We start from the raw sequence: 24,046 nt of genomic DNA on the forward strand, positions 1-24,046 counted from the left end.
CTACAACAACCGTCTACGTATCCGTCGGAAACGGATTAGTGAGCCGCCTTAACGATAGCCAGGGCAGCGGACAGGAACGGGTTGTTGAAGGTGAACAGCATGGCGACACCAACACCGATCATGGAGATCGCGTCCAACAGACCGGCGATGATGAACAGCTTGGTTTGCAGAACCGGGATCATTTCCGGCTGGCGAGCGGAGGACTCGAGGAACTTGCCACCCAGAATGGCGAAACCGATAGCGGTGCCCAGAGCGCCGAGGCCAATGATCAGAGCGGCAGCGATAGCGGTCATCGACTGAATCTGAGAAACGAGTGCTTCCATTGTGTATCTCCTAAGACTTAAAGCAAGGATGGTTGGGTAAAAAGAAGGATGAATCTACGGTAAATCAGTGCGCTTCCACCGCCAGGCTCAGGTACACGATGGTCAGCATCATGAACACGAAGGCCTGCAGGGTGATGATCAGGATGTGGAAGATCGCCCACGGCGCGCCCAGCACCCACTGCAGGCCCCAGGGCAGCAGCGCGATCAGGATGAAGATCAGTTCGCCGGCGTACAGGTTGCCGAACAAACGAAGAGAGAGCGAAATCGGCTTGGCGGCCAGTTCGACCAGCTGGAACGCGAAGTTCAGCGGAGCCAGGATGATGGCGCCGACCGGGTGGGAGCTGTGGAACGGAGCGGTCAGCAGTTCCTTGCCCCAGCCGCCGAGGCCCTTGGCCTTGATCGAGAAGCCGACGATCAGGATCAGCACCGACAGCGACATGGCGAAAGTGGAGTTCACGTCGGCGGACGGCACGACGCGGAAGTACACGTGGTGCGGCTCCAGGCCGAAGAAGGCGTAGCCGATCCACTGCGCGGCCATCGGGAACAGGTCTACCGGGAACAAGTCCATGAAGTTCATCAGGAACACCCAGCAGAAGATGGTCAGCGCCAGCGGGGCGATCATCTTGCTCTTGCCGTGGAACACTTCGCGAACCTGGGTCTGCACCATCTCGACGATCATCTCGACGAACAGCTGCAGGCGGCCAGGCGCTTCGATGCTGGCGCGGCGCGCCACCACCGCGAACACGGCGGCGAACAGGAAGCCGAGAACCAGCGAAATGGAGAAGGTGTCTACGTGCAGGCTCCAGAAGCCGGCGGAAGGATCCGAATTCCAGAAGGTGAGATGGTGCTTGATGTAATCGGTTGCGTTGCTTGCCATCGCTCTTTTCTCAATTTTTGATTAGAAGCCCGAAGCCGTAGCCGGAGGTGGCGGCAAAGAACCCACCCAAAAATCCGACTACGGACAAATCCTTGAAACTGGCCAAAACCGCACCACTTAACAGTACGGTCAGGCAAAACTTTACCGCTTCGGCCAGAAAATGCGCCTTGATCAGCACCGCGGGAGCGACATGGCGCTTGGCATAGGCGATCCTGGCGTAAACCAGGGCCGGTCCCAACACCACCAGTCCGCCCAGCAAAGCGGATATGGCGACGGTCACGTTGCCTGCGCTGGCGAGTAGCGCGACGACTACGGCCAGGCCGACCAGGCTGGCCTGCAGGCGCAGCACGCGCTTCACTTCCGAATAGATCATGATCGCCAGTGCAAAAAAACCGCTGGATTATAGGCTTCGCCCTTGAGTTGCGTCAACTTTGCTCCAGCAGACTTTTTGCGCTGCAACAAACTCATTTTTTAGGTTTTTTTTGCAGCAGCGCCAGCAGTGAATCCAGTTCGTCCAGGCTCGCATAATCTATGACCAGCTTGCCATTTCCATTGGACGCGTGGCGGATGCTGACGCGGGCGCCAATAGCCTCTGACACCTGCTCCTCCAGCCGGGCCACGTCGGGATCGACGCGTTTTTGCTGCGCCGCAACTGTGGTTTTTTGCGCAGCATGCTGTTGTACTCGCCGCTCCACCTCGCGCACGGACATGCCCCTGCGCACCACTTCGTTCGCCAGCTCCAGCTGGGACACCGTCGGCAGGCTCAGCAAGGCGCGCGCGTGGCCCATCTCCAGCTGGCCCTCGTGCATCATCTGCTGCAAGGGCTGCGGCAACACCAGCAGGCGCAGCAGATTGGACACCGCGCTGCGCGAGCGGCCCACCGCGTCGGCAGCGGACTCGTGGGTGAGGCCGAATTCATCGATCAGGCGTTTGATGCCTTGCGCTTCCTCGATCGGGTCCAGCTCCTGGCGCTGGATGTTCTCGATCAGCGCCATCGCCAGCGCCGCCTCGTCGGGCACGCTCTTGATCACCACCGGCACCTCGGCGAGGCCGGCCTTGCGCGACGCGCGCCAGCGGCGCTCGCCGGCGATCAGCTCGTAGTCGCCCAGGCCCAGTTCGCGCACGATCAAGGGCTGGATGATGCCCTGGGCGCGGATGGAGGCGGCCAGCTCGTCCAGCGCGGCCTCGTTCATGAAACTGCGCGGCTGGTACTTGCCGGGGCGGATGCTGTCGATCGGAAGGGTGGAAAGTCTGTCGTCCACCGCGTCAACGGTGGACAGGAGCGCGTCGAGTCCGCGCCCCAATCCTTTGAGTTTGGCCATATTGTCAGACGGTGGGAGTTGCGGTTGCGGGTTCGAGGCGTTCGACCAGCTCTTGCGCCAGCGCGAGGTAAGCCTGGGCGCCGCGCGAGCTGCGGTCGTAGACCAGGCCCGGCAGGCCGTGGCTGGGCGCCTCGGCCAGGCGCACGTTGCGCGGAATCACGGTCTGGAATACTTTCTCGCCGAAGTGGCGCGCCAGCTGTTCCGACACCTGTTGCGACAGGTTGTTGCGGGCGTCGAACATGGTGCGCAGCAAGCCCATGATCTCGATCTTGGGATTGACCGCCATCCGCACCTTGCGCAGCGTGGCCACCAGGTCGGACAGGCCCTCCAGCGCGTAGTACTCGCACACCATCGGAATCAGCACGCTGTCTGCGGCCACCAGGCCGTTCAGCGTCAACAGGTTCAGCGACGGCGGGCTGTCGATCAGCACGTAGTCGTAGTCGCCGGCCACCTCGGCCAGCGCGTTCTTCAGCCGCGCCTCGCGCGCCAGCTCGTTGACCAGCTCCAGCTCGGCGCCGCCCAGATCGCGGTTGGCCGGCAGCACGTGGTAGCCGCCGGCCTTGGCGTCCTGGCGCGCCTCCTCGACCGTGGCCTCGCCCAACAGCACGTCGTAGCCGGACTTCTCCAGCGACTGCTTGGCGATGCCGCTGCCCATGGTGGCGTTGCCCTGCGGGTCCAGATCGACGATCAGCACCCGCTTGCCCAGTTCAGCCAAACCGGCCGCCAGATTGACGACGGTGGTGGTCTTGCCCACCCCGCCCTTCTGGTTGGCCACCGCGATCACGCGTGGATTCATTGCAGCACCATCCTCACCAGATGGCGTTCGGCGTCCAGCCCCGGCACCGTTACCGGCAGCACCTCCGAAACCGCCACGCCTTGCGGCAGCAAGGCGATTTCCTCATACGGATACACGCCCTTCATCGCCACGTACTGGCCGTCGTCGGCCATCAGATGGCGGGTCAGCTTGACGAACTCGGACAGCTCCGAGAACGCGCGGCTGGTGATGCGATCGAACTTCTGCTCCGGCTGGTAAGCCTCGACCCGGTCAGTGACCACCTGGACGTTGGGCAGGCCCAGCTCCAGCACCACCTGGCGCAGGAAGGTGGTTTTCTTGTGGTTGGAGTCCAACAGCGCCACCTGCAGGTCCGGCCGCGCGATGGCGGTCGGGATGCCGGGCATGCCGCCGCCGGAACCCACGTCCAGCATGCGCGCGCCGCCCGCCAGGTGAGGCACCAGGCTCAGGCTGTCCAGCAAATGATAGCTGACCATGCGCTCTTCCTGGCGGATGGCCGTCAGGTTGTAGGTCTGGTTCCACTTCACCAGCAGCGCCAGATAGCGCTCCAGCAGCTCCAGTTGCGGTTCGGAAAGATCCAGCGCCAGTTGCGCCAGCCCCTGTTTCAATTCGGCGGTATGTAGTGTCATGCGGTCTTCGCGTCGGTGAAGCCGCGCTTCAGGTGCACCATCAGCAGGGCGACGGCGGCCGGGGTGATGCCCTGGATGCGCGAAGCCTGTCCCAGCGTCTCTGGACGCTGCTGGTTCAGTTTCTGCTGCACTTCCTTGGACAGGCCCTTGACCAGGCTGTAGTCGATGTCGCCCGGCAGACGGATGTCTTCCAGATTGTCGCGGCGAGCCAGCTCTTCGTTCTGGCGATTGATGTATCCCTGGTATTTGACCTGAATTTCCACCTGCTCGGCAACCTCGTCGGCCAGTTCCGGCGCGCCGGCGGCGGCTTCCGGCACCGCCATCAGTTCGCGGTAGGCCACGTTGGGGCGCTTGAGCAGGTCGATCAGCGTGTATTCGCGCTCGATGGGCTTGCCCAGCACGCGCGCCAGCGCGTCCGGGTCCTGCAGCTTGGACGGATGCAGCCAGGTGGCTTGCAGGCGGGCTTTTTCCGCCTCGACGGCGTCGCGCTTGCGGCAGAAGGCGTCCCACTGCTCGTCGCCCACCACGCCCAGCTTGCGGCCCATCTCGGTCAGGCGCAGGTCGGCGTTGTCTTCTCTCAACTGGAGACGGAATTCGGCGCGGCTGGTGAACATCCGGTACGGCTCGGACACGCCCTTGGTGATCAGGTCGTCGACCAGCACGCCCAGATAAGCCTCGTCGCGGCGCGGACACCAGGCATCCTGCTCGCGGGCGAACAGGCCGGCGTTGAGGCCGGCCAGCAGGCCCTGGGCGGCGGCTTCTTCATAGCCGGTGGTGCCATTGATCTGGCCGGCGAAGAACAGGCCCAGGATGGCCTTGGTTTCCAACGAGGCCTTCAGGCCGCGCGGGTCGAAGTAATCGTATTCGATGGCGTAGCCGGGGCGCAGGATGTGGGCGTTCTCCATGCCGCGGATCGAGCGCACGGCGGCCAGCTGGATGTCGAACGGCAGGCTGGTGGAGATGCCGTTCGGATAGAATTCGTGCGTCGTCAAGCCTTCCGGCTCCAGGAACACCTGATGGCTGTCCTTGTCTGCGAAACGGTTGATCTTGTCTTCGATCGACGGGCAGTAACGCGGGCCGACGCCTTCGATCACGCCGGTGAACATCGGGCTGCGGTCGAAGCCGCTGCGGATGATGTCGTGGGTGCGCTCGTTGGTGTGGGTGATCCAGCACGGCAGCTGCTTGGGATGCATTTCGCGCTTGCCGCGGTAGGAGAACACCGGCTCCGGCGTGTCGCCCGGCTGTTCTTCCATCACTGAGAAGTCGACGCTGCGGCCGTCGATGCGCGGCGGCGTGCCGGTCTTCAACCGGCCCACCGGCAGGCTCAACTCGCGCAGGCGTTCGCCCAGCGTGCTCGCCGCCTGGTCGCCGGCGCGGCCGCCGGTGTAATTCTCCATGCCGACGTGGATCTTGCCGGACAGAAAGGTGCCGGCGGTCAGCACCACGGTCTTGGCGCGGAAGGTGATGCCGATGGCGGTGATGGCGCCGGCGACGCGGTCGCCCTCGATCAGCAAATCGTCCACCGGCTGCTGGAACAGCGTCAGATTGGGCTGGTTCTCCAGCATCTCGCGGATGGCCGCCTTGTACTGGATGCGGTCGGCCTGGGCGCGGGTGGCGCGCACCGCCGGGCCCTTGGACGCGTTCAGCGTGCGGAACTGGATGCCGCCGATGTCGGTGGCCAGCGCCATCGCGCCGCCCAGCGCGTCCACCTCTTTCACCAGATGGCCTTTGCCGATGCCGCCGATCGACGGATTGCACGACATCTGGCCCAGGGTTTCGATGTTGTGCGTCAGGAGGAGCGTGGCGCAGCCCATGCGCGCGGCGGCCAGCGCGGCCTCGGTGCCGGCGTGACCGCCGCCCACCACTATCACGTCGAAGCTTGTCGGATAAATCATGGCTGAAAGAGCAAACCGAACGGAAAAACGGTCTATTTTACGCCAAAACGGTTTAACTGATAAGTCCTTGATTTCAATAACCCCGCCGCCGTCATAGAAACGTCAAGCCCCCTTCACTGCATGGTCATGATATGGACATCGCGACGTCAAACAGCCCGCCTAGCATGTGCTGAACCACCACGAGGGGCAAAACATGCTGCTAAATGAACAGCTTGCACACCGAAGCAAACCGCGCCTAGCCGTGCGCCTGGCCCAGGGAGCGGACGATATCCGCCGCGCGCAGAAGCTGCGCTTCGATGTTTTCGCCGGCGAAATGGGCGCCGAACTGGCATCCGCCGAACTGGGCATCGACCGCGACGAATACGACGAGCTGTGCGACCACCTGATCGTCGAAGACCACAATACAGGCATGGTGGTGGGCACTTACCGCATGCTGCCCCCGGCAGCCGCCCGCCGCGCGCCCAGCCTGTACTCCGAACACGAGTTCGATCTCTCCCGCCTCTCCCACCTGCGCGACAATCTGATCGAAGTGGGCCGCTCCTGCGTCCACCGCGACTTCCGCTCCGGCGCGGTGATCGCGCTGCTGTGGTCCGGCCTGGCCGACTACGTGCAACAGCAAGGCGGCGCCTATCTCGCCGGCTGCGCCAGCGTGTCGCTGACCGATGGCGGCCACCAGGCGGTCAGCCTGTATCGCCAATTGGAAGGCCAATACCTGTCGCCGGCCGAATGGCGGGTGTTTCCCCACCTGCCGTTGCCGCTGGACCGGGTGATAGACGACACTGCGCCGGTGCCGCTGCCGCCGCTGATCAAGGGCTACCTGCGCGCCGGCGCCCATGTCTGCGGCGAGCCCGCCTGGGACCCGGACTTCAACTGCGCCGACTTCTTCATGCTGCTGCCGATGAGCAGGCTCAACGCGCGCTACAACAAGCACTTCATTGGCGTCGCCGCCTGATGGCCAGAGACAGCCATCCCTCCAAACCGGATGGCTGCCTGATTCCGCACACCGCCCCGGTGCTACAATTCCGGGATGAACTACAGCTTCGAACCGATAGGCGTCATCCGCTCGCCCTATCGCGAAAAATTCGGCATTCCGCGCCAGCCCTCGCTGGTCAGCGCCGCCCGCATGCGGCTGGAGCTGCTGCCGCCGTATGCCCAGCCCGACTGCGTGCGCGGCCTGGAGGCCTTTTCCCACGTCTGGATCCACTTCGTGTTCCACCAAACCATGGACCGCGGCTGGCAGCCGCTGGTGCGCCCGCCGCGCCTGGGCGGCAACGCCAAGGTGGGCGTGTTCGCCAGCCGCTCCACCCACCGGCCCAATCCGCTGGGGCTGTCGCTGGTGGAGCTGGTTTCGGTGAGCTGCGACAATGGCGTGGCGCTGGAGCTGGCCGGCGCCGACCTGCTGGACGGCACGCCGGTGCTGGACATCAAGCCTTATATTCCCTTTGTCGAAGCGCGGCCGGACGCGGTCGGCGGCTTTGTCGACGGCCCTCCTCCGCTATTGCGGGTGGAGTGGAGCGAGACGGCGCGCAGCCACCTGGCCGAGCTCTCGCCGCCTAAGGATTTCATCCTGCTGGTGGAGCAAGTGCTGGCCCAGGATCCGCGCCCAGCCTACCAGGACGATCCGGAACGGATTTACGGCGTGTCGCTGTATCGCTACAACGTTCGCTTCGGCATCGCCGGCGGCATCGCCCGCGTGCTTGAAATTCTGCCGGCGGCACAAAACTAATTCCCATCGGCCCGGTCATACCCGGGCAATTCAAACCTACCAGGAAAAAGAACATGACCACTCGCGCGAAGACGATCGTACTCGCCTTCACCATGGTTTCCGTGTTGGCCACCCCGTTTGCCGAAGCCGCGCGCATCGGCAAGGGCAAGAGCGCAGGCATGCAGCGCTCCGCCCCCACCCGCAGCTATCAGCCGGCCGCTCCGGCGCAGCAGCCGATGGCCGCTCCGCAAGCGCGCGGCGGCGCGGCCGCGCCGGCTCAGGCGCCCGCCAAGAGCGGCGTAGGCACCGCGCTGGCCGCAGGCGCGGCCGGCGCGGTGGCCGGCGCCGCCATCGGCTACATGGCGGGATCGTCCGGCAACGACAAGGCCGCGCAGCAGCCCGGCCAGCAACAGAACGCCATGCCGGCGGACCAGCAGCCTCAGGCGGCCCATCAGGCCGCGCCGCAGCAACAGCCTGAAAAAGGCGGCATGCCTTGGGGCATGCTGGCCCTGCTGGGCCTGGCGCTGGTCGGCGGCATGATGTTCTTCCGCCGCAAGGCCGGCAATCCGGCCGCCAACGCGCCGCAACCGGCCGGCATGCCGCGCGGCATGGCCGATCAAACGCCGCAATCCAGCTTCGACGCCATCCCCAAGATCGGCTCCGGCCTGAACGGCGGCGCGGCGCCGGCCGGCAACGGACTGGGCGGCGGCTTCAACGCCGCGCCCGCAGCGGCGCGCCTGCCCGACGGCACCGAAACGCCGCACTTCCTGCGCCAAGCCAAGGCCACCTTCCTGCATCTGCAGAACCTGAACTCCGCCGACAGCCTGGAAGAAGTGCGCAAGTACATGACGCCGGACCTGTTCAACGCGTTGCGCGAGGACATCGCCGGCAACAGCGGCGTGGCCGACTTCCCGCAACTGGACTGCCAACTGTCCGACGCCAGCATCGAAAACGGCGCCTACATCGCCAGCGTGACGTTCAGCGGCAATGTCAGCGAAGAAGTGGGCGCGCCGGCCGTGCCGTTCACCGAAACCTGGCACTACGTGAAAGACGGCACCACCGGCGGCAAGTGGCTGGTGGCCGGCATCCAGCAAGGCTGACGATAAGACGCGCCGCTGTTGTTTTCCGCGCGCGCTTAACAATCGTTGACGACGGGCCCTCGGGCCCGTTTTTTATTTGAACGCGCATGCACTAAACTGGAATGCCGATTGCTTCAGCAGCGGACAAGGGTCGACAGAGCCCGAATTTTGGACACGGAGGCAGTATCGCGATGACAGCATTCGAGCACGCCGGCCTGAAAATCGGCAGCCACTTCCAGCCCGTCTACAGCCTGGCGCATCGGCGCAGCATAGGCGTGGAGGCGTTGCTGCGCGCCGAACAGGACCAGACCGCGCTCTCCCCGGCCGAGGCTTTCTACACCGCCGCGTCGCCGGAGCAGCGCCACCATCTCGACCTGGCCGTCTGCCGCGCCCACATCCAACGCTTCCTGCAGCTCAAGTCCGAGCATCCGCGCTGGCTGTTCCTCAATGTCGACGCCGCCTCGCTGTCGCGGCCGGACCGCGCGATGGCGCTGGTCAACCACATCCGCCAGGCGGGCCTGGAGCCGCACCAAGTGGTGCTGGAGGTGCTGGAGCACGTGCTGGAAGTGGACGAGGCGCTGATCGAAGGCGTCCACATCCTGAAAAACAACGGTTTCATGATCGCGATCGACGACTTCGGCGTCGGCCACTCCAATCTGGAGCGGGTATGCCAGCTGGAGCCCAGCCTGGTGAAGTTCGACCGCCAGCTGCTGCGCAACGCCATCACCCAGCCCCGCAGCCGCAGCCTGTTGTCCAGACTGGTGCGGCTGATGCACGAAATCGGTGCGCTGGTAGTGGTGGAGGGCATAGAAACCGAGCGCGACGTGCTGATCGCGATGGACTCCGGCTGCGACCTGATCCAGGGCTTCTTCATCGCTCGTCCGGCCGATCTGCCCGAAGGCGACGACATCATCACCCCCAAGCTGGACGAACGCTGGGACGAGCTGATGGCGCACGCGCTGCTCAAGCGCAAGCTCACCCGCCGCCAGATCGAGCTGGCGCGGCAAAGCTTCGTGCAAAGCGCGATCTCGCTGATGCAGGGCACGCCGTTCGACCTGGCCGCCAAGCCCATGCTGGCGCTGCCGGACGTGATCCGTTGCTTCCTGCTGGACAGCGAAGGCCGCCAGATCGGCCGCAATCTCAACAACCGCCAGTCGCCGGCCAGCCTGGACCCCCGCTACAGCCCGCTGGCCGACACCACCGGCGCGGTGTGGTCGCGGCGCAGCTACTTTCAGCACGCGGTGGACCAGCCCGGCGTGCTGTACATGAGCGAGCCCTATCTGTCGATGACCGATCCGCGCTCCTGCGTGACCATGTCGATGGCCATCGAGATCGACGAATGCCTGCATGTGCTGTGCGCCGACCTGCTGGTGCCGCAGACCGATACCGCATAGCCATCCAGATGGCGGACAAAACAAAAGCGGCCCGAAAGGGCCGCTTGTCCGTGATGCGCCGCGCTTACTGCGCCGGCGCCACCTCCTTGATGTATTCGAACAGCGTCACCACCTTCTGCACGCCGGCGGTCTCGCTGACCACACGCGCGGCTTCCGCCCCCTCCGCCTGGGTCACCAAGCCCAGCATGTAGACCACGCCGCGCTCGGTCACCACCTTGATGTTGTTCGGATTCACGCCCTTGCCGTCCAACAGGCGCGCGCGCACCTTGCTGGTGACCCAGGTGTCGTTGCTGCGCTCGGAGAAGCCGGACACCGGCCCCACCGTGGTGTAGTTGTACACGCGGCGCACATTCGGCAGGCCGCGCGCAATCAGTTCCGCCTGCTGGCGCGCCGCGTCGCTGGGCACCTCGCCGGTCAACAGCACCGCGCGGTTGAAGCTGGTGCGGTTGACGTGGGCCGACGGCAGCCGGCTGGCGATCTGCTCGCCGGACTTCAGCTCGATGGCCTGATCGTCGACATAGGCGCCGCTGGTGCGGCGGTCAGACGCCACCAGCGCGCCGCCGGCGGCGCCCGCGGCCACCAGGCCGACGCAACCGCTCAGGGCGCTGGCGACGCCCGCCGCCAGCAACAACGCGAATACGCTACGCTTCATTTCTTACTCCCCTCCCAACAGCATGCAATCAATGGCGTCGCACAGCGCGTGGATCAGCAGGATATGCACTTCCTGAATCCGGCAGGTGCGCAGCGACGGCACGTTCAGATGAATATCTTCCGGCGACAATATTTCAGTGATTTTTCCGCCGTCGCTGCCGGTGAGCGCGATCACGCCCATGCCGCGCTCGTGGGCGGCGTAGATCGCTTCGATCACATTGGCGGAATTGCCGGATGTGGAGATCGCCAGCAAGAGGTCGTTGGTATGGCCCAGCGCCCGCACCTGCTTGGAGAACACCATGTCGAAATCGTAGTCGTTGCCGATGGCGGTCAGCGCCGAAGTGTCGGTGGCCAGCGAGATCGCCGCCAGACCTGGCCGTTCCTTCTCGAAGCGCCCCACCATTTCGGCGGCGAAATGCTGGGCATCGGCGGCGGAGCCGCCATTGCCGCAGGCCAGAATCTTGCCCTCGTTCATCAGGCAAGCCACCATGCGCTCGGCCGCCACCGCCACGCCGGGCGACAGCAGCTCCATCGCCTCCTGCTTGGCGGCGATGCTTTCCAGGAAATGGCCGTTGACCCGGTCAATCAGATCCATTGGGGAATCCCCTTTTCTCAACAGTTACTGCGTAATCACATTCTTCAGCCACTGCGGCGCGTCGCCGCCCACGCTGACCACCGCGTCGAAGCGGCAGGGCGAGTCGATATGGTGGCTGCTTAGGTAGACCTCTGCCGCGAGCAGCAGTTTCCTTTGCTTGCTCGCCGTGATGCTGTCGGCGGCGCCGCCGTAGCGGCTGCCGCCCCGGTGGCGCACCTCGACGAACACCAGCGCGTCGCCGTCGCGCATGATCAGATCGATCTCGCCGCCGCGGCAGTGCCAGTTGCGCGCCACCAGCTTCAGGCCGCGCGCTTCCAGCAGCGCCAGCGCGCGATCCTCGGCGTCGCGTCCGGTTTGGTTCATTGCAGCGCGCTGCCGCCCATCACGCCGGCGGGCAGCTGGCGCTCGAACGCGCGGTCGCGGCCCAGCCTCAGGTCCCCGGTGACGCCGTCCAGCCTCACCGCCGCCCCAGGGCGGCTGCCGGCCAGCAGCACCGCCAGCCGGTAGGCGTCGATGCCCAGCGCGTACAGGCGCTCGGTTTGCCTCGTCAACGGCGCCGACGGACGCGGATAGCGCTGCACCGCCGGATGCGCGGGCATCAGGAACCAGGGCATGTCGATGAAACGCACGCCGGCCAGCTCAGGCTGCGCGCCGCCGACATTCAGCTGCGAAGTGCCGTATACCGGCACGTCTGGCGTCAACGCCGACTTCAGCCTGGCCGCCTGCGCCACATCCAGCGCCAGCGCCACGCCGTCGGATTGGCCGGCTGCCTCCAGCAACGGCGTCATGTCGTTGGCGTCGAAAACCATCTGTCTGACCGGCTTGCCCGCCGCCGCGCGCCACTCGTCGGCGAAGGCCTTGCCCAGCCGCTGCGACAGCGCGTCGCCGCCCACCACCAGCAACGGATTGGCGCGGCCGTCGTCGCGCATCAGCCTCGCCAACTGGCGCGCCTCGCCCTCGACGATCAGCGACAGCGAATACAGCTTGGGATTGGCCGCCGCCTGCCGGTCAACCGAATTGAGCGCGATGGTGGGCACCGTCACCGACGGCGCGAGCCGGGCGATTGACTCGCGCGACAAGGGCCCGATCACCACGCTGACGCCGTCCGCCACCGCCGCGCGGTAGCGGTCCACCACATTGTCCCCGGTGGCGTCCACGCTGTAGAGCTCGGCATTCTGATCCACCTGGGCCGCCGCCTCCACCCCGCTGCGCACCACGGCGGCCGCTTCGCCCAGCGCCGATGATTCCGACGGCAGAATCACGCCGATGCGGATCTTGCCCTTCCCCACGGGCATAGCCGGCGAAACGCTTCCCGCCGCGGCCGGCTGGGGCACGGGAGAAAGCGGCGCGGCCGGCGCCAGCCTGGGCGTCTGGCCCGGCGGCTGCGACAGCGCGCGCATCGGCGCGGCGTTGCTTTGGATGATATAGTCGGGGGTTTGCGCCACAACCGGCGTCAGCCACGTCAACCAGACGCCAACCAACAACAGCGGAGTTAGTCTTTGCATACCTCGTTCGCCCACCTTATCGATGCCGCCAGGGATAGTTTCTGTAGCGGGACATTATATGTGGTGGCCACGCCCATTGGAAATCTGGCCGACATCAGCGCGCGCGCGCTGGCGTCGTTCGAAGCGGCTGACGTGGTCTGCGCCGAGGATACCCGCGTCACCGGCCAGCTGCTGTCCGCCTACGGCATCCGCGCCAAACGGCTGGTCAGCCTGCGCGAGCACAACGAGCGCGGCATGGCGGAACAGGTGGTGCGCTGGCTGTCCGAAGGCCAGATCGTGGTGCAGGTATCCGACGCCGGCACCCCGGCGGTGTCCGACCCCGGCGCCCGGCTGGTGGAAGCGGTGCGCGCCGCCGGCCACCCGGTGCGCCCGCTGCCCGGCGCCAGCGCCGTGATCGCCGCGCTGTCCGCCAGCGGCTTCACCGCGCCCACATTCCAGTTCCACGGTTTTCTGCCGCCCAAAAGCGGCGAGCGCCGCAGGACGCTGCAGCAATGGCTGTCCGCGCCCCACCTCACCGTCTGCTACGAAGCGCCGCATCGCATCGTCGACGCGCTGGAAGACATCGTGGCCGAACTGGGCGGCGAGCGCAGGGTGATGATCGCGCGCGAGCTGACCAAAACCTTCGAAACCTTCCACGCCCTGCCGGCCGCGGAACTGCTGGAATGGGTCAAGGCCGACAGCAACCAGCAGCGCGGCGAGATCGCGCTGATCATCGACGCCGCCCCCGCCGCGGAAGCTGCAGCCGACGCGCCGCCGGCCGAGGCGCTGCGGGTGCTGGAAATCCTGGCCGCCGAGCTTCCCACCAAGCAGGCCGCCACGCTGGCGGCCCAAATCAGCGGCGCCAACCGCAAGCAGCTGTACGATCACGCGCTGAAACTGAAGAAAGACTGAGCGCCAACTATTTACAAGCGCTTGCCGCAAGGTTAAGATTCGTTCTCTCGCAGATGTCGCCCGGATGGCGAAATTGGTAGACGCAGGGGATTCAAAATCCCCCGCCGCAAGGCGTGTCGGTTCGAGTCCGACTCTGGGCACCACAAGACATCAAGCGAAGCAAACAACCGCACGGCTCAAGCCCTGCGGTTTTTTGTTGTCTATTGCGCCCACCTCATTTTCAAGAATCAGCCGCTGCAAAGCCCCGTGGTGCTGGCCGACGGCGTCGAGAAAACCATCCACGGCCGCCGCCAGGGCCATCTGACCGCCATCAGCCTGGCGCAGCTGGAAAAGCTGGGCCTGTACGCCGCGCCCGACGTCCAGCCCTAAGCCCAAACCTGCCCGCCCCCTGCCCTCGACAGCCTGCCTTGTGTGGGCTGTCACGCTTTGCCCCGTTCAAACTGCGCAACAGCAAACCCTCCCCTACATGAAATATGACATTGACACGCATAAAGCAGCGAGAACGGCCGCCAATCGCCGGTTTCCGCGCCATTGGGTGTGGGAGGATGTGAAAAAATTCCGTGGATTGCCCCCTCCTCACCACCTAAGTCATTGATTGTTGAGAACAACCCATCCACGGTTTGCCCTCAGAAATCCACGGTTTCACCTCCCACTTCCACGGTTTGCCCCGATTCTTCCACATCGTAGTTTTACGACTTCTCTTCACTTCTTCTCTTCTTCTTTTATAAAAAAACAAATAGATAGAGAAGGAAAGCAGTGAAAAGGGAAGCTAGGGGCCATCCACGGTTTCGGAGCGCTGCTTAAAAATTAATCCACGGGTTTGTCGGCCGATGTGGTGGAAATGGTGGATTCGCCCTTCCCTTCATGGCATTGATTTTATTGAGGTTTCTGGCGTATCCACGGAATCGGGGGGAGCGGTGGTGGACAAACCGTGGATGAAAATCTATTACAAGACAATGACTTAGGGGCCAATCCACGGTTTCGAAGGGATTTTAGGTGCTTGTGTCTGGCTGGGCGGCGGGAAAACCGGGATTTACAATCGGCAGCTAACGGCCAAATGCGGACATTGGCTGTGCATTAATTGGCTATCTTTTTTTGCTGTCTTGTCGTAACAAGTGTATGACGTATAAAAATCAAAATCTGTACCGCCGACGCAGCAGTAAACTCTAACTACATCGTCAATTGGGGAGTTCGAATGGATTGGGAAGCTTTGTTTCGTGCATCAACTTCAAGGCTCCAAGCCTCATTAGACGAAGCTCGTGCTGCCGTTGAACATCGGACTATCAAGGGCCACCTTAATGAGGTCGCGGTAGCCAACTGGATCAAGCCGCTGCTTCCTGGCTCTGTTGGTGTTACAACCGGCGAAGTAATCGATAGTGAGGGTGGCAGATCCAGACAGGTGGACGTCTTGCTCTACGACATCGCTACGACATCCCGATTTCTGTCTCGAGGAGATGCGGACGTCTTGCCTATCGAGTCTGTTTATGGTGCGATCGAAGTTAAGACCTATCTAAACAAAGCAGAGATCGAGAATGCCTTCGAAAACATGAAGGCCATCAAGGCTCTGAAGAAGATCGCATACCATCCCAATTTCGTATCCACTACAAAGTACCTATATGGTCGGGAATCAATGTATTGGCCACAGCAATTCTTTGTTTTCGCGTATGAATCTGACGGCCTAGATACGGTGCTGGGACATGTTGAACGGCTCAACAATACTCAACCGATAGACCAGCGCATTGATTTGGTCTGCATTCTTGATAAAGGCTTGATCATCAATCACGCGCCCGAAGGCCTGCAACCAATTCCTATGCCGAACACGAAATTGATCGCAAAACCTAGCTCAAAGGCATTGCTGACTTTCTATTCTGTGCTCGGACACTTAATGGGACAAGCGGTCAGCGAACCAATTGCGATGCATGCATATTTGAAACACCTTCAGCACTGACAAATAAAATGTGCTCGGTTCGATCGCGTGCTGGAAAATCTGGAGTGCGAGCGGTGTGATTGCCCTCATTGCTGTTCACTCCGGAACGGGCGCTTTGGAGAATTATAACGGGCTGCTTTGGGTCGAAAGCTGTCATTTCAGAGTGTGTATATTTTTGCGTATAGACTTATTTTTCACATCATTAAAAACAAAAAAATAACAATGACTTAGCAAGCCTTTTCGATAGAGACTCTGGCAAAACGCAAACACGTTTGCGATGTGCCCCAATCCCTTCAAGCCTGCCGCCGGGTGGCAGGCCCGAGGTTTTAAGACCCGCTAACAAAACCTGTCGACAAATCGCAGACATATCAATGAGAAAGCCAGCTTGAGCAAGGCGTAATGCGTATCCAGCCGCCGTTCGAAGCGGATGCGCAACTTGCCGAAGCCAGCTAGCCAAGAATGGGTACGTTCTACCACCCAGCGGTGGCGACCTAGTCTCTCGCTGCTTTCCACCCCGCGCCGAGCAATTCGCACCAAGATTCCGCGTCGGCTCAGGTGTGCACGACAACGGCGGTAGTCATAGCCTTTGTCAGCATGCAGCTTGTAAGGCTTTTGTCTGGGCCGTCCTGGCAAGCCAGGAACGGCAGGAATCGCATCGACCAAAGTTTCGAAGACCATGGAGTCGTGCCGATTGGCGCCGGTAATGCTCAGCGCCAATGGCAAACCTCGGCGATCTACGATGATGTGCCGTTTGCTGCCGCATTTACCTCGATCGGTGGGGTTGGGGCCGGTCTCTTGGCCCCCCGGGGGCTGGCAACGCTAGCCCCATCAATGCTGGCCCGGCTCCAATCAATTTGATCGTGTTGGCGCAGTTGTATCAGCAGAGCCAGGTGTAGGCGGTCCCAAATGCCTTGCGCTTGCCAATCCCGCAGCCTTCGCCAGCAGGTCATCCCGCTGCCAAAACCGAGTTCCTGCGGGAGGTCCTCCCAAGGAATGCCGGTAGTGAGAACAAACAAGATGCCGTTGAGGGCAGCAAAATCATCCAGCCGCGGCCTCCCACCCCGGCGGGAACGCGGCGGCGGAGAGAGTAGCGGCTGCAATGACTTCCAGAGCTTCTGGCTGATGACTTTTCGTTGCATCTTCGCCAGGTGAGGGCATACGCATCTGGCATCAAGAGGTTTTGTTAGCGGCTCTAAGCGGCTGCCTGTTTGAGTCCCGCGACGGTAGCGCGGGACGAGTTCAGCCGCGCCTCGGGCCTGACGGGACCCGGCGGGAAGCCGAAGGCCAGGCTTGCAGGGTGGCTTTTAGGGGTGGAGGGGATATTTGGCCAAGCAAATATCCCCTCCCTGCTCGCCGGGCAGCCCCGGCAATCCAAACCCTCATCCGCGCAGCGGATTCTACGACCCGGCTGCACGAAGCCTTTGCCGCCTTGCAGGAGCAGTTGGCCAATAAGGACCAGTCCAAAGTCAGAGAGCCGGCCGCGCGCGTCGCGCATTTATGCCAGGACATCGAGCAGGCGGTGGTGGAATCCATCTGCCACTTGGCCCATGGCCAGTTGGGTTTGCAATCCGTGATCGATCTATTGGCTTGCCTGGGCGACGACGTGCGCCTGCCGTCCAGCCGCATCAAGGAATTGCTGGAGCCGCTGGATAAACGGATGAACCAGTCCCTCACCCTGCTCACCCGCGTGCTGTAAGCCCTGCTCCATAAATGCCAACAGCCAGCTGCTTCACTACGGCTGGCTGTTTTGGACTCTTCGATGCGTCGGGCGGTGCAATGCCCGGCGGAAGGTGACTGTATCGGCAGGTTTCTGGCCGGGTATTGCACCCTACACACTGGCCGTTTTGGATTTGCTGTTACGCCAAAGCGGCGCAATGCCCGGCGGCAAGGCGCGGCATCGACTGGTTTCTGGCCGGGTATCGCACCCTGCGCGCTACATTTACGACACGCCTACCGCCCCGCCGCCCATGGCCCGTCGGCCTGTTTATCGTCATAATCCGCCGTTTCAAACCAAGCGACGCCGCCCATGAAACCACTCATCGCCACCCTGCTGCTGTGCTGCGGCTTCGCCCAGGCTCAGGACTTTCCGGCCGGCGTATACGGCCACGAATACACCGCGCAAGCCGGCGAACCGGTCTGGAACTTGCGCCAGGATGGCGATGGACTCGCGTTGAGCGGCAATGACGGCGCCGCGCCCGTATTGCTGCACAATTTATCGGCAGAGGAACGGGCCGCTTTCTGGCAAAAGATGGATTGGCCGGCAGCAAGCAGCGCGGCGGCGCAGTGCGCCGGCAATGGCGACGATCTGTTTTGCCAGGTACCCAAGCGCGTTCGCGCCGACATTCCCTGGCTGAAAGACAATGGGTCGGACTTTTTCTATTACAACGAGATGGCCGGCGTGATGGAAATCAGCCGGCTCCCGCCGCGCTGATTTCCCGCCGCTACCTCCTTGTTTACTCGCCGCGTCAGCGCCCCATCTGGCGCAAGGCGGCCGCCCTAGCCTCAAACTGGGCGCAGCGCTGCTCCAGCCGCTGTTGCTGCCGCTGTTGCTGCCGCGCCTTGTCCGCCGGGCTGAGGCCGGCGGCACCATGCCCAGCACCAGCCTCACATCGGGAAAGCGCTGCTTAGCGACAGTTGCAGGCAGGCCAAAGCCTGTATCGATTTCACATCCGCTCCCATGCGCATTGCGACAACGACATAACCGTAACAGCGACGAAGGGAAGCCGGAAGGATGCGGTGTGGCCGCATGGCCAGCTGGACAAGGGCCAGCGGCCCAGACAAGAAGCGTACCAGCCGTAACAAAAAATAAAAAAAACAGCTATTTAGGATAGCTATAAAAGACCGATATAAAGCACAAGAAGTCCCGATCATTTCACCATGGAGCGACGCATACCGGCAAACTCAGGCGAACCTTCCGATCCCGCACTCTGATTGGTTGCGCCGCGCCACACCGCCATCCGCAGCACCCACCAGACCGCTATTCCGGCCAGGACTCCGGCAACGGTCACACTGCGAGACGACAGGCGGCAGCGACGCCAGATTGCCAGCGCTCTGCGCGACAACGCCAACTCAGGCCATCCCCAGCAGGATGGCCTTTGTTATGACAGGCCGGACCATGCCGTGCGGCTTTTACCAAACTTTTACCGTTTGCCGCGGCACTCGGCGGCCTGTGGCGGTCTATTCCTGTTTCCCCACCCGCGCAGGAACCCGCTGAACCATGCTGCAGAATTACTTCCCCATCCTTCTGTTCATCCTGGTAGGCCTATTGGTCGGCGTATTGCCGCTGATGCTGGGCAAGCTGCTCGGCCCCAACCGGCCGGATCCGGAAAAGCTGTCGCCGTACGAGTGCGGCTTCAATGCCTTCGGCGACGCGCGAAAGCGCTTCGACGTCCGCTACTACCTGGTAGCCATCCTGTTCATCCTGTTCGATCTGGAAGTGGCGTTCATGATCCCGTGGGCGGTGACGCTCAAGGATGAGCTGGGCCTGTTCGGCCTGGGGGCGATGGCGGTGTTCCTCGGCATCCTCACCATAGGTTTTGTCTACGAATGGAAAAAGGGCGCGCTGCAGTGGGATTGAGCGCGTCCGGAAACTGACCCCATCCCGCTAGGCCTGCGCGCAGGCTCGCCGCCTCTCGGCCATCCCGCGCGATTCGCCGGGCACGTGGTGCTCATCCAGCCAGGCGGCCTGCAGCACTTCGGCGATCATTTCCTCATAGTGCTCGCGCACCAGCCGGCGCACCGCCTCGTCGCGATAAATGCGGGCGCAGGCCTGGCAATGGTGGGCGTACATGCCTTCCCAGCGGATGCTTGGGTCGCGCGCGGCGGCCCGAATTCAGACCTTGAGCAGGCCGGCGGCCTGCATCTGCTTGGCCTGGTCGACCAGTTGGCCGATCACCGTGCGCAGCAGCGCGGCGTCGGCCACGCCGCCGAAACCGAAGGGCAAGCCGGAAGCGAAGCCGTTGAAGTTCTGGCTGGAACGCAAGGTCTGGTCCGAAGTGGACGGCGTCGCCGGCGGCGTGGCCACGCTCTTTTCCGGGCCGATCAGCAACTGTTCGGCGGAATTGCCGAAACCCGGCAGGCCGAAGCCATCGCTGGCCAGCTTGAACATCGCGCGGATCAGATCGGCGTCGGCGTACTTCAGCACCGCCGCGGCGAAGTCCTTGCTGAACTGCTCCTCGCTGACCGGCTTGCCCGCCGGACTGGCGGGATAGTCGTCCATCCACTGGCGGAAACCGTCGTTGGCCAACATGGAAAACAGCAGGCGGTTGACGTCGGACAATTGCTGGGCAGGCAACTGGCGCTGGCTGACCTTGGCCGTCAGCACGCCGACAGGGTTGCGGATGAATTCGGCGCGCGCGGCCGGATTCTTGTCCAACTGGGCGAACAGCGTCTGGGCATTGCTGCGCAACTGCGCGGCCGGCAGAACCAGCGGCGCGCTCTGCGCCGGCTGGATCGATGGGATGGTGGTGGTCTTCATGATGCCTCCCGTCAGGGAACACGGAACTTCCGCGGCGGTGGCGTGAAAACGGCGGAGCCGCCGTCCGCATCGCCGCGGCACATCGCGCGCCCAGAACTGGCCGCGCGGACATCCCCTTTGCGCAATTCGTTCATGATAGAACCATCATCATCGGAACAAACTGTTCTTTATGACAGTCACGCCACGCCTTCGCCCTGCAACGGATGGCGTCGCTCGTCCCCCGGCGCGCCGCCGCGGCCAGAATGCGCCGGCCTCCCATGCCATTGGCCATGGCTGCTTAAACAGCAGGCACCGCGCGCAGAGCGCTTCGCCGCCATTAGAGCAAAAACCCCATTGAACTCTTGCGCCGGCATAAAAACCCAAGTGAAACAAAAATGCATGGCGGAATTAATTAAAAGCGCTTCCGACCAATAAGAAGCATAAAAACGAAACATAATAAAGAGTAATTACTTCAATTTAAAAATTAAAATATATACTCTACTTTAAAAGAAACGCGATCATCAAGGCATCGCCAGAACTCGCCTGGCGTACTTGAAACAATTCAAATATTCAGAAAAATTCACATGCGCGAAATGTGATTTACCTGCAGCAGTAAGAAATCAGATTCGCAACAATATGGTTGGTAAATAATTCAAGTTGCGCCCCATTATTTTTTCAATTAGCATCAACGCCCTTTACGGGGGACATCCTCGTAAAACCAGGCATTCCCGCCTTAATTTCCGTGAAAAAATAAAATGAAACTCTTGCTGCTGCCCGCCGCCCTGTTGGCCCTCGGCCTGACCGGTTGCGCCTCGATTCTGAACGACCAGACCCAACAAGTTAACGTGTCCAGCTCCACCGGCACTGAAATCAAGGGCACCATCGATGGCCAAGCATTCAAAGCGCCCGGCATCGTCAACCTGAAGCGTGAAAACAAAAACAAGATCATCATGACCGAAACCGAAGGTTGCGCTCAGCAAACCGTCGCGGAAAAAACGGTCGATCCGAAATTCTTCATCAACATCCTGAGCGGCGGCGCGTTCGGCTCCACCACCGACTACTCCACCGAAAAGATGTGGAAGTACTCGGACAACATCGTTGTTTCCTGCCGGAAATAATGAAACTACGCGATATCATCGCCAAGGGCGGCAGCATTGCCGCCCTTTTTTGCTTGCTCGCGGCACACTGCGCCCAGGCCGAAGACAACCTGCCCGAGCAGTTGATCGCCACGGCGCGCTCCGCGCATCTGGCCGAAACCATCGAGTGGCAATCTCTGCTGCATAGCCAGAATGGCGAGCCCCTGGTCACCGATCCGGATTTTCTCCTCTCCGGCCAGCCCTTCTCCGCAGCCCGGGAACTCGACGCGACGCTGCGCCTGTTGTACGGCGGCGCTCGGGACGCGGTCTGCCGCTTCCCTGCCCGCTACTGGTGGCTGCGAAAAACGCTCAACGCGCCGGAACTGCCGCTGGACCAGTGCCAGGAAGTGGCGGACTTCCGCGCGCGCGCGCCGATGGGCCGCATCAGCCTGGTATTCGCCAGCGAAAACCAGGCCTTGCCCGCCAGCATGCTGGGACATGCTTTCCTGAAGATTGCCGGCGCGCGGCCGGACGGGAGCCCCCTGGAGCACGCGATCTCCTTCTACACCGACGCCGATACCTGGAACCTGCCCAAGCTGCTGGTGGACAGCCTGCTCATCGGCAAAACCGGCTATTTCGCGCTGTCGCCTTATCACGAGCAATTGCGGCGCTACGTCGATCAGGAGCAGCGCAGCGTCTGGGAATACGATTTGGCGTTCGACGCCTGGCATCGCGAGCTGATCCGGCTGCACCTGCTGGAATTGAAGCGGGCGCGGCTGACCTATTTTTTCCAGAAATACAATTGCGCGACCGTCATCCACTTCATCATGGGATTGAGCGGCAAGCCGCTGCCGGCCAAGCGCTGGCTGGCGCCGATGGAGCTGGTGCGCGAAGCGAGCGACGCCGGCCTGGTCCAGGCCAGCAGGATGATCGCGCCCAGCCGCTGGCTGGTGCGGACCCTGGATGAAACGCTGCCCGCCGCCCGCCGCCGGGAAAACCAGCGCGCGCTGGCGGCGGGCGAGATGCCCGCCGGCCTGGCGCAGCCGCCCAGCCCCGAGGGCTTCCTGCAATTGGAGCACGCGCAGGCGCTCAACCAGCACCTGTACCTGGAACAACAGCTGGCCCGCGAACGCTGGCTGTCCAACGCCGCGCGGCTCGAGGCCCTGGAGCGGGAGCGCTACCCCGGGATGTCTCTGGACATGAGCAAGGGCTTTGGTCCGATGTCCACGCCGCCCTCCTCCCAGGCCAGCCTGTCCTGGCTGCGGCGCGACGGCGAAGACAATCTGGAAATCAGCCTGGTGCCCGCTTCCCATCGCCTGGACGACGACAACCGCGGCTACAACCAGGAAAACGAGCTGCAAATCCTGGCCCCGACGTTCCGGATGCCGCTGCGCGGCGGAGCGCCGAGACTGCAACAATTCGTGCTGTACGGCATGCAAACCCTGCTGCCGCGCGACCCGATCGCCGGCGGTCTGGCGGGACGGCTGAACATCGCCTACCAGCAGCAACTGGATCAAAATTTGCAGGAGCGGTCCGTCGCGCAAATCAACGGCGCGCTCGGCCTGGCCCGGCGCGTCCAGCGCGACGCGGACTTCTACGCGCTGGCGGGCGGCGGGCTCGCGACCACCGGCAGGCAAGGCTACGCCTTCGGGGAACTGGAGGGCGGCGTAATGGTGCGCGAACTATGGGACATGAAAACCTGGCTGTCGGTCAGCCGGCATTTCAATCAGGCGGACAGCGGCAGCGCATTCAACCGCGTCAGCCTGCGGCAGATCCGCTACCTGAACCGGAATCAAAGCGTGTCCGCCAGCTGGAAACAGGAGCAGTCTGGCGCCCGCGTCCGCCGCGAATGGCAGCTGGGTTACAAGCAGCTGTTCTGAAAACGGGCGGGCGAAGCGGAAATATTCCCGACACGTAACAACCTGGCAGGGATTATTGTGTACCATTTTAACGTACCCATCCCGCCTGTTCCGCCATGATAGTCCGCAACATTCCATCCTGGTTCCGTCTGCTGTTCGTCTGGCACGGCTCGGTGCTGCCGCGCATCCTGCCGCGGCTGCTGCTGGTGCTGGCGGCGGCACTCTTGGCGGCGTCCCTGCGCCACTGGTGGCTGCAAAGCCTGGGAGATTCCGCGCTCAGCATTCCCACTTTCACGCTGCTGGGCGTGTCGCTGGCCATCTTCTTGGGTTTTCGCAACACCGTCAGCTACGACCGCTTCTGGGAAGCGCGCAAGCTATGGGGCAGCCTGACCATCACCAGCCGCTCGCTGGCCCGGCAGATGCTGGCGGCGCTGGGCGACGACGCGGACAGCCGCCGCTTCGTGGATGGCGTGTGCGCCTTCGCCTACGCGCTGAAGGCCCAGCTGCGCGACGACGACGCGGAAACCCACCTGCGCCGGCTGCTGCCCGCGTCCGAACAAGCGCGGGTGCTGGCCGGGCGCTTCCAGCCGGCGCTGACGCTAGCCTGGCTGGGGCGCGAGGCGCAACGGCTGCAGCGCGAGGGACGCTTGTCCGAGCTGCAATGGCATGCGCTGGACCGCAACCTGAATACCCTGTCGGAAATCCTGGGCGGCTGCGAACGCATCGCCGGCACGCCGATGCCCTTCACTTACCGCGTGCTGCTCAACCGCACGGTGACGCTGTACTGCCTGCTGCTGCCGGCCGGCCTGGTCAGCAGCATAGGCTGGCTGACGCCGGCCATCGCCGTTTTCATCGCCTACACCTATTTCGCGCTGGAGCAAATCGCCGAAGAGCTGGAGGAGCCCTTCGGCACCGAAGGCAACGACCTGCCGCTGTCCACGCTGTGCCACACCATCGAGGCCTCGCTGCGCGAGATGCAAGGGCTGCCGCTGGAGACGCCGCCGCCGCCCAAGCGCGGCATATACCTGCATTGAGCGACGGGTGGAAATGGATTTGCGCTTTGCATAGA

At 63.0% G+C, this 24,046-nt stretch carries 27 protein-coding genes and 1 tRNA gene; 14 read left to right on the forward strand and 14 right to left on the reverse strand.

What is annotated here, in order from left to right; all coding sequences use genetic code 11:
- Positions 1-35 precede the first annotated feature (35 nt).
- The 7 genes from atpE to mnmG form a co-directional block, all read right to left on the reverse strand.
- Entirely contained in the window at positions 36-323 is a 288-nt protein-coding gene (gene atpE, locus DK842_RS05990; RefSeq protein WP_021474885.1) for a F0F1 ATP synthase subunit C, read from the reverse strand.
- A 64-nt stretch (positions 324-387) separates the two neighbouring features.
- A complete protein-coding gene (atpB, locus tag DK842_RS05995) occupies positions 388-1,200 on the reverse strand; it encodes a F0F1 ATP synthase subunit A (protein ID WP_046158748.1) in 813 nt (270 codons plus the stop codon).
- Positions 1,201-1,210: 10 nt separating this feature from the next.
- Entirely contained in the window at positions 1,211-1,573 is a 363-nt protein-coding gene (locus DK842_RS06000) for an ATP synthase subunit I (protein ID WP_114060647.1), read from the reverse strand.
- A 91-nt stretch (positions 1,574-1,664) separates the two neighbouring features.
- The gene (locus DK842_RS06005) at positions 1,665-2,522 is read right to left on the reverse strand and encodes a ParB/RepB/Spo0J family partition protein (protein WP_114060648.1); all 858 of its coding nucleotides are present in this window, start codon (positions 2,520-2,522) and stop codon (positions 1,665-1,667) included.
- Between the two features lie 4 nt (positions 2,523-2,526).
- Complete coding sequence (locus DK842_RS06010) at positions 2,527-3,318, reverse strand: ParA family protein (protein ID WP_114060649.1); 792 nt, start codon at positions 3,316-3,318, stop codon at positions 2,527-2,529.
- Positions 3,315-3,944 (reverse strand): 16S rRNA (guanine(527)-N(7))-methyltransferase RsmG, encoded by a 630-nt coding sequence (gene rsmG / locus DK842_RS06015; RefSeq protein WP_114060650.1) that lies wholly within the window; start codon positions 3,942-3,944, stop codon positions 3,315-3,317. Before rsmG ends, DK842_RS06010 begins: the two co-directional genes overlap by 4 nt.
- Entirely contained in the window at positions 3,941-5,839 is a 1,899-nt protein-coding gene (gene mnmG / locus DK842_RS06020; protein ID WP_114060651.1) for a tRNA uridine-5-carboxymethylaminomethyl(34) synthesis enzyme MnmG, read from the reverse strand. Before mnmG ends, rsmG begins: the two co-directional genes overlap by 4 nt.
- 193 nt (positions 5,840-6,032) lie before the next feature.
- Here mnmG and DK842_RS06025 point away from each other — a divergent pair, with 193 nt between their 5' ends.
- The 4 genes from DK842_RS06025 to DK842_RS06040 all read left to right on the forward strand — a co-directional run bounded on the left by DK842_RS06025 (position 6,033) and on the right by DK842_RS06040 (position 10,017).
- A complete protein-coding gene (locus tag DK842_RS06025; protein WP_114063638.1) occupies positions 6,033-6,791 on the forward strand; it encodes a GNAT family N-acetyltransferase in 759 nt (252 codons plus the stop codon).
- Positions 6,792-6,866: 75 nt separating this feature from the next.
- Complete coding sequence (gene tsaA, locus DK842_RS06030) at positions 6,867-7,565, forward strand: tRNA (N6-threonylcarbamoyladenosine(37)-N6)-methyltransferase TrmO (RefSeq protein ID WP_114060652.1); 699 nt, start codon at positions 6,867-6,869, stop codon at positions 7,563-7,565.
- A 53-nt stretch (positions 7,566-7,618) separates the two neighbouring features.
- Positions 7,619-8,644 carry a Tim44 domain-containing protein gene (locus tag DK842_RS06035; RefSeq protein ID WP_114060653.1) on the forward strand — a complete coding sequence of 342 codons (1,026 nt, stop codon included), beginning with the start codon at positions 7,619-7,621 and terminating at the stop codon, positions 8,642-8,644.
- Positions 8,645-8,814: 170 nt separating this feature from the next.
- Positions 8,815-10,017, forward strand: a complete 1,203-nt coding sequence (locus tag DK842_RS06040; RefSeq protein ID WP_114060654.1) for a sensor domain-containing phosphodiesterase — start codon at positions 8,815-8,817, stop codon at positions 10,015-10,017.
- Between the two features lie 64 nt (positions 10,018-10,081).
- On the opposite strand, the gene DK842_RS06045 is transcribed toward DK842_RS06040, so the two are convergent.
- From DK842_RS06045 to DK842_RS06060, 4 genes are read right to left on the reverse strand one after another with little or no spacing between them, the layout of a single operon-like run.
- Positions 10,082-10,669: a BON domain-containing protein gene (locus DK842_RS06045; RefSeq protein ID WP_114060655.1), complete on the reverse strand. Its 588-nt coding sequence runs from the start codon at positions 10,667-10,669 to the stop codon at positions 10,082-10,084.
- Positions 10,670-10,672: 3 nt separating this feature from the next.
- Entirely contained in the window at positions 10,673-11,263 is a 591-nt protein-coding gene (locus DK842_RS06050; RefSeq protein ID WP_114060656.1) for a phosphoheptose isomerase, read from the reverse strand.
- A 24-nt stretch (positions 11,264-11,287) separates the two neighbouring features.
- Complete coding sequence (locus DK842_RS06055; protein ID WP_114060657.1) at positions 11,288-11,626, reverse strand: YraN family protein; 339 nt, start codon at positions 11,624-11,626, stop codon at positions 11,288-11,290.
- The gene (locus DK842_RS06060; protein ID WP_114060658.1) at positions 11,623-12,768 is read right to left on the reverse strand and encodes a penicillin-binding protein activator; all 1,146 of its coding nucleotides are present in this window, start codon (positions 12,766-12,768) and stop codon (positions 11,623-11,625) included. Before DK842_RS06060 ends, DK842_RS06055 begins: the two co-directional genes overlap by 4 nt.
- Before the next feature lie 60 nt (positions 12,769-12,828).
- Between DK842_RS06060 and rsmI the strand changes: the two genes are divergently transcribed.
- From rsmI to DK842_RS22900, 4 genes are all read left to right on the forward strand, one after another.
- Positions 12,829-13,659 carry a 16S rRNA (cytidine(1402)-2'-O)-methyltransferase gene (gene rsmI / locus DK842_RS06065; RefSeq protein WP_114060659.1) on the forward strand — a complete coding sequence of 277 codons (831 nt, stop codon included), beginning with the start codon at positions 12,829-12,831 and terminating at the stop codon, positions 13,657-13,659.
- 58 nt (positions 13,660-13,717) lie between these two features.
- A tRNA-Leu gene (locus DK842_RS06070) sits at positions 13,718-13,802 on the forward strand.
- A 103-nt stretch (positions 13,803-13,905) separates the two neighbouring features.
- A complete protein-coding gene (locus DK842_RS24055) occupies positions 13,906-14,028 on the forward strand; it encodes a hypothetical protein (RefSeq protein WP_269779786.1) in 123 nt (40 codons plus the stop codon).
- An 826-nt stretch (positions 14,029-14,854) separates the two neighbouring features.
- On the forward strand, positions 14,855-15,607 hold the full coding sequence (locus DK842_RS22900) for a DUF6602 domain-containing protein (protein WP_145963979.1): 753 nt from the start codon (positions 14,855-14,857) through the stop codon (positions 15,605-15,607).
- A 315-nt stretch (positions 15,608-15,922) separates the two neighbouring features.
- Here DK842_RS22900 and DK842_RS06080 read toward each other — a convergent pair.
- Positions 15,923-16,725, reverse strand: a protein-coding gene (locus tag DK842_RS06080) for an IS5 family transposase (RefSeq protein ID WP_114060661.1) whose coding sequence is annotated in 2 segments (ribosomal slippage) — positions 15,923-16,398 and positions 16,398-16,725 — 804 coding nt in all. Because the reading frame shifts where the segments join, the coding sequence is not laid out codon by codon here.
- Positions 16,726-16,883: 158 nt separating this feature from the next.
- On the opposite strand from DK842_RS06080, the gene DK842_RS24060 reads away from it, so the two are divergent.
- The 3 genes from DK842_RS24060 to DK842_RS06095 all read left to right on the forward strand — a co-directional run bounded on the left by DK842_RS24060 (position 16,884) and on the right by DK842_RS06095 (position 19,163).
- Entirely contained in the window at positions 16,884-17,282 is a 399-nt protein-coding gene (locus DK842_RS24060; RefSeq protein WP_114063639.1) for a DUF1484 family protein, read from the forward strand.
- Positions 17,283-17,612: 330 nt separating this feature from the next.
- Complete coding sequence (locus DK842_RS06090; RefSeq protein WP_114060662.1) at positions 17,613-18,017, forward strand: hypothetical protein; 405 nt, start codon at positions 17,613-17,615, stop codon at positions 18,015-18,017.
- A gap of 786 nt (positions 18,018-18,803) precedes the next feature.
- On the forward strand, positions 18,804-19,163 hold the full coding sequence (locus tag DK842_RS06095; protein WP_114060663.1) for an NADH-quinone oxidoreductase subunit A: 360 nt from the start codon (positions 18,804-18,806) through the stop codon (positions 19,161-19,163).
- 27 nt (positions 19,164-19,190) lie between these two features.
- Here DK842_RS06095 and DK842_RS06100 read toward each other — a convergent pair whose 3' ends face one another.
- Positions 19,191-19,376 (reverse strand): hypothetical protein, encoded by a 186-nt coding sequence (locus tag DK842_RS06100; protein ID WP_114060664.1) that lies wholly within the window; start codon positions 19,374-19,376, stop codon positions 19,191-19,193.
- Positions 19,377-19,418: 42 nt separating this feature from the next.
- Complete coding sequence (locus DK842_RS06105; protein ID WP_114060665.1) at positions 19,419-20,063, reverse strand: hypothetical protein; 645 nt, start codon at positions 20,061-20,063, stop codon at positions 19,419-19,421.
- Positions 20,064-20,797: 734 nt separating this feature from the next.
- Between DK842_RS06105 and DK842_RS06110 the strand changes: the two genes are divergently transcribed.
- From DK842_RS06110 to DK842_RS06120, 3 genes are all read left to right on the forward strand, one after another.
- Positions 20,798-21,160: an adenosine deaminase gene (locus DK842_RS06110; protein WP_114060666.1), complete on the forward strand. Its 363-nt coding sequence runs from the start codon at positions 20,798-20,800 to the stop codon at positions 21,158-21,160.
- Positions 21,160-22,998, forward strand: coding sequence for a lipoprotein N-acyltransferase Lnb domain-containing protein (locus tag DK842_RS06115; RefSeq protein ID WP_114060667.1), 1,839 nt, complete (start codon positions 21,160-21,162; stop codon positions 22,996-22,998). Before DK842_RS06110 ends, DK842_RS06115 begins: the two co-directional genes overlap by 1 nt.
- 95 nt (positions 22,999-23,093) lie before the next feature.
- The gene (locus DK842_RS06120; protein WP_114060668.1) at positions 23,094-24,011 is read left to right on the forward strand and encodes a bestrophin family protein; all 918 of its coding nucleotides are present in this window, start codon (positions 23,094-23,096) and stop codon (positions 24,009-24,011) included.
- Positions 24,012-24,046 lie beyond the last annotated feature (35 nt).

The sequence above is a fragment of the Chromobacterium phragmitis genome, from assembly GCF_003325475.1.
GTDB lineage: Bacteria > Pseudomonadota > Gammaproteobacteria > Burkholderiales > Chromobacteriaceae > Chromobacterium > Chromobacterium phragmitis.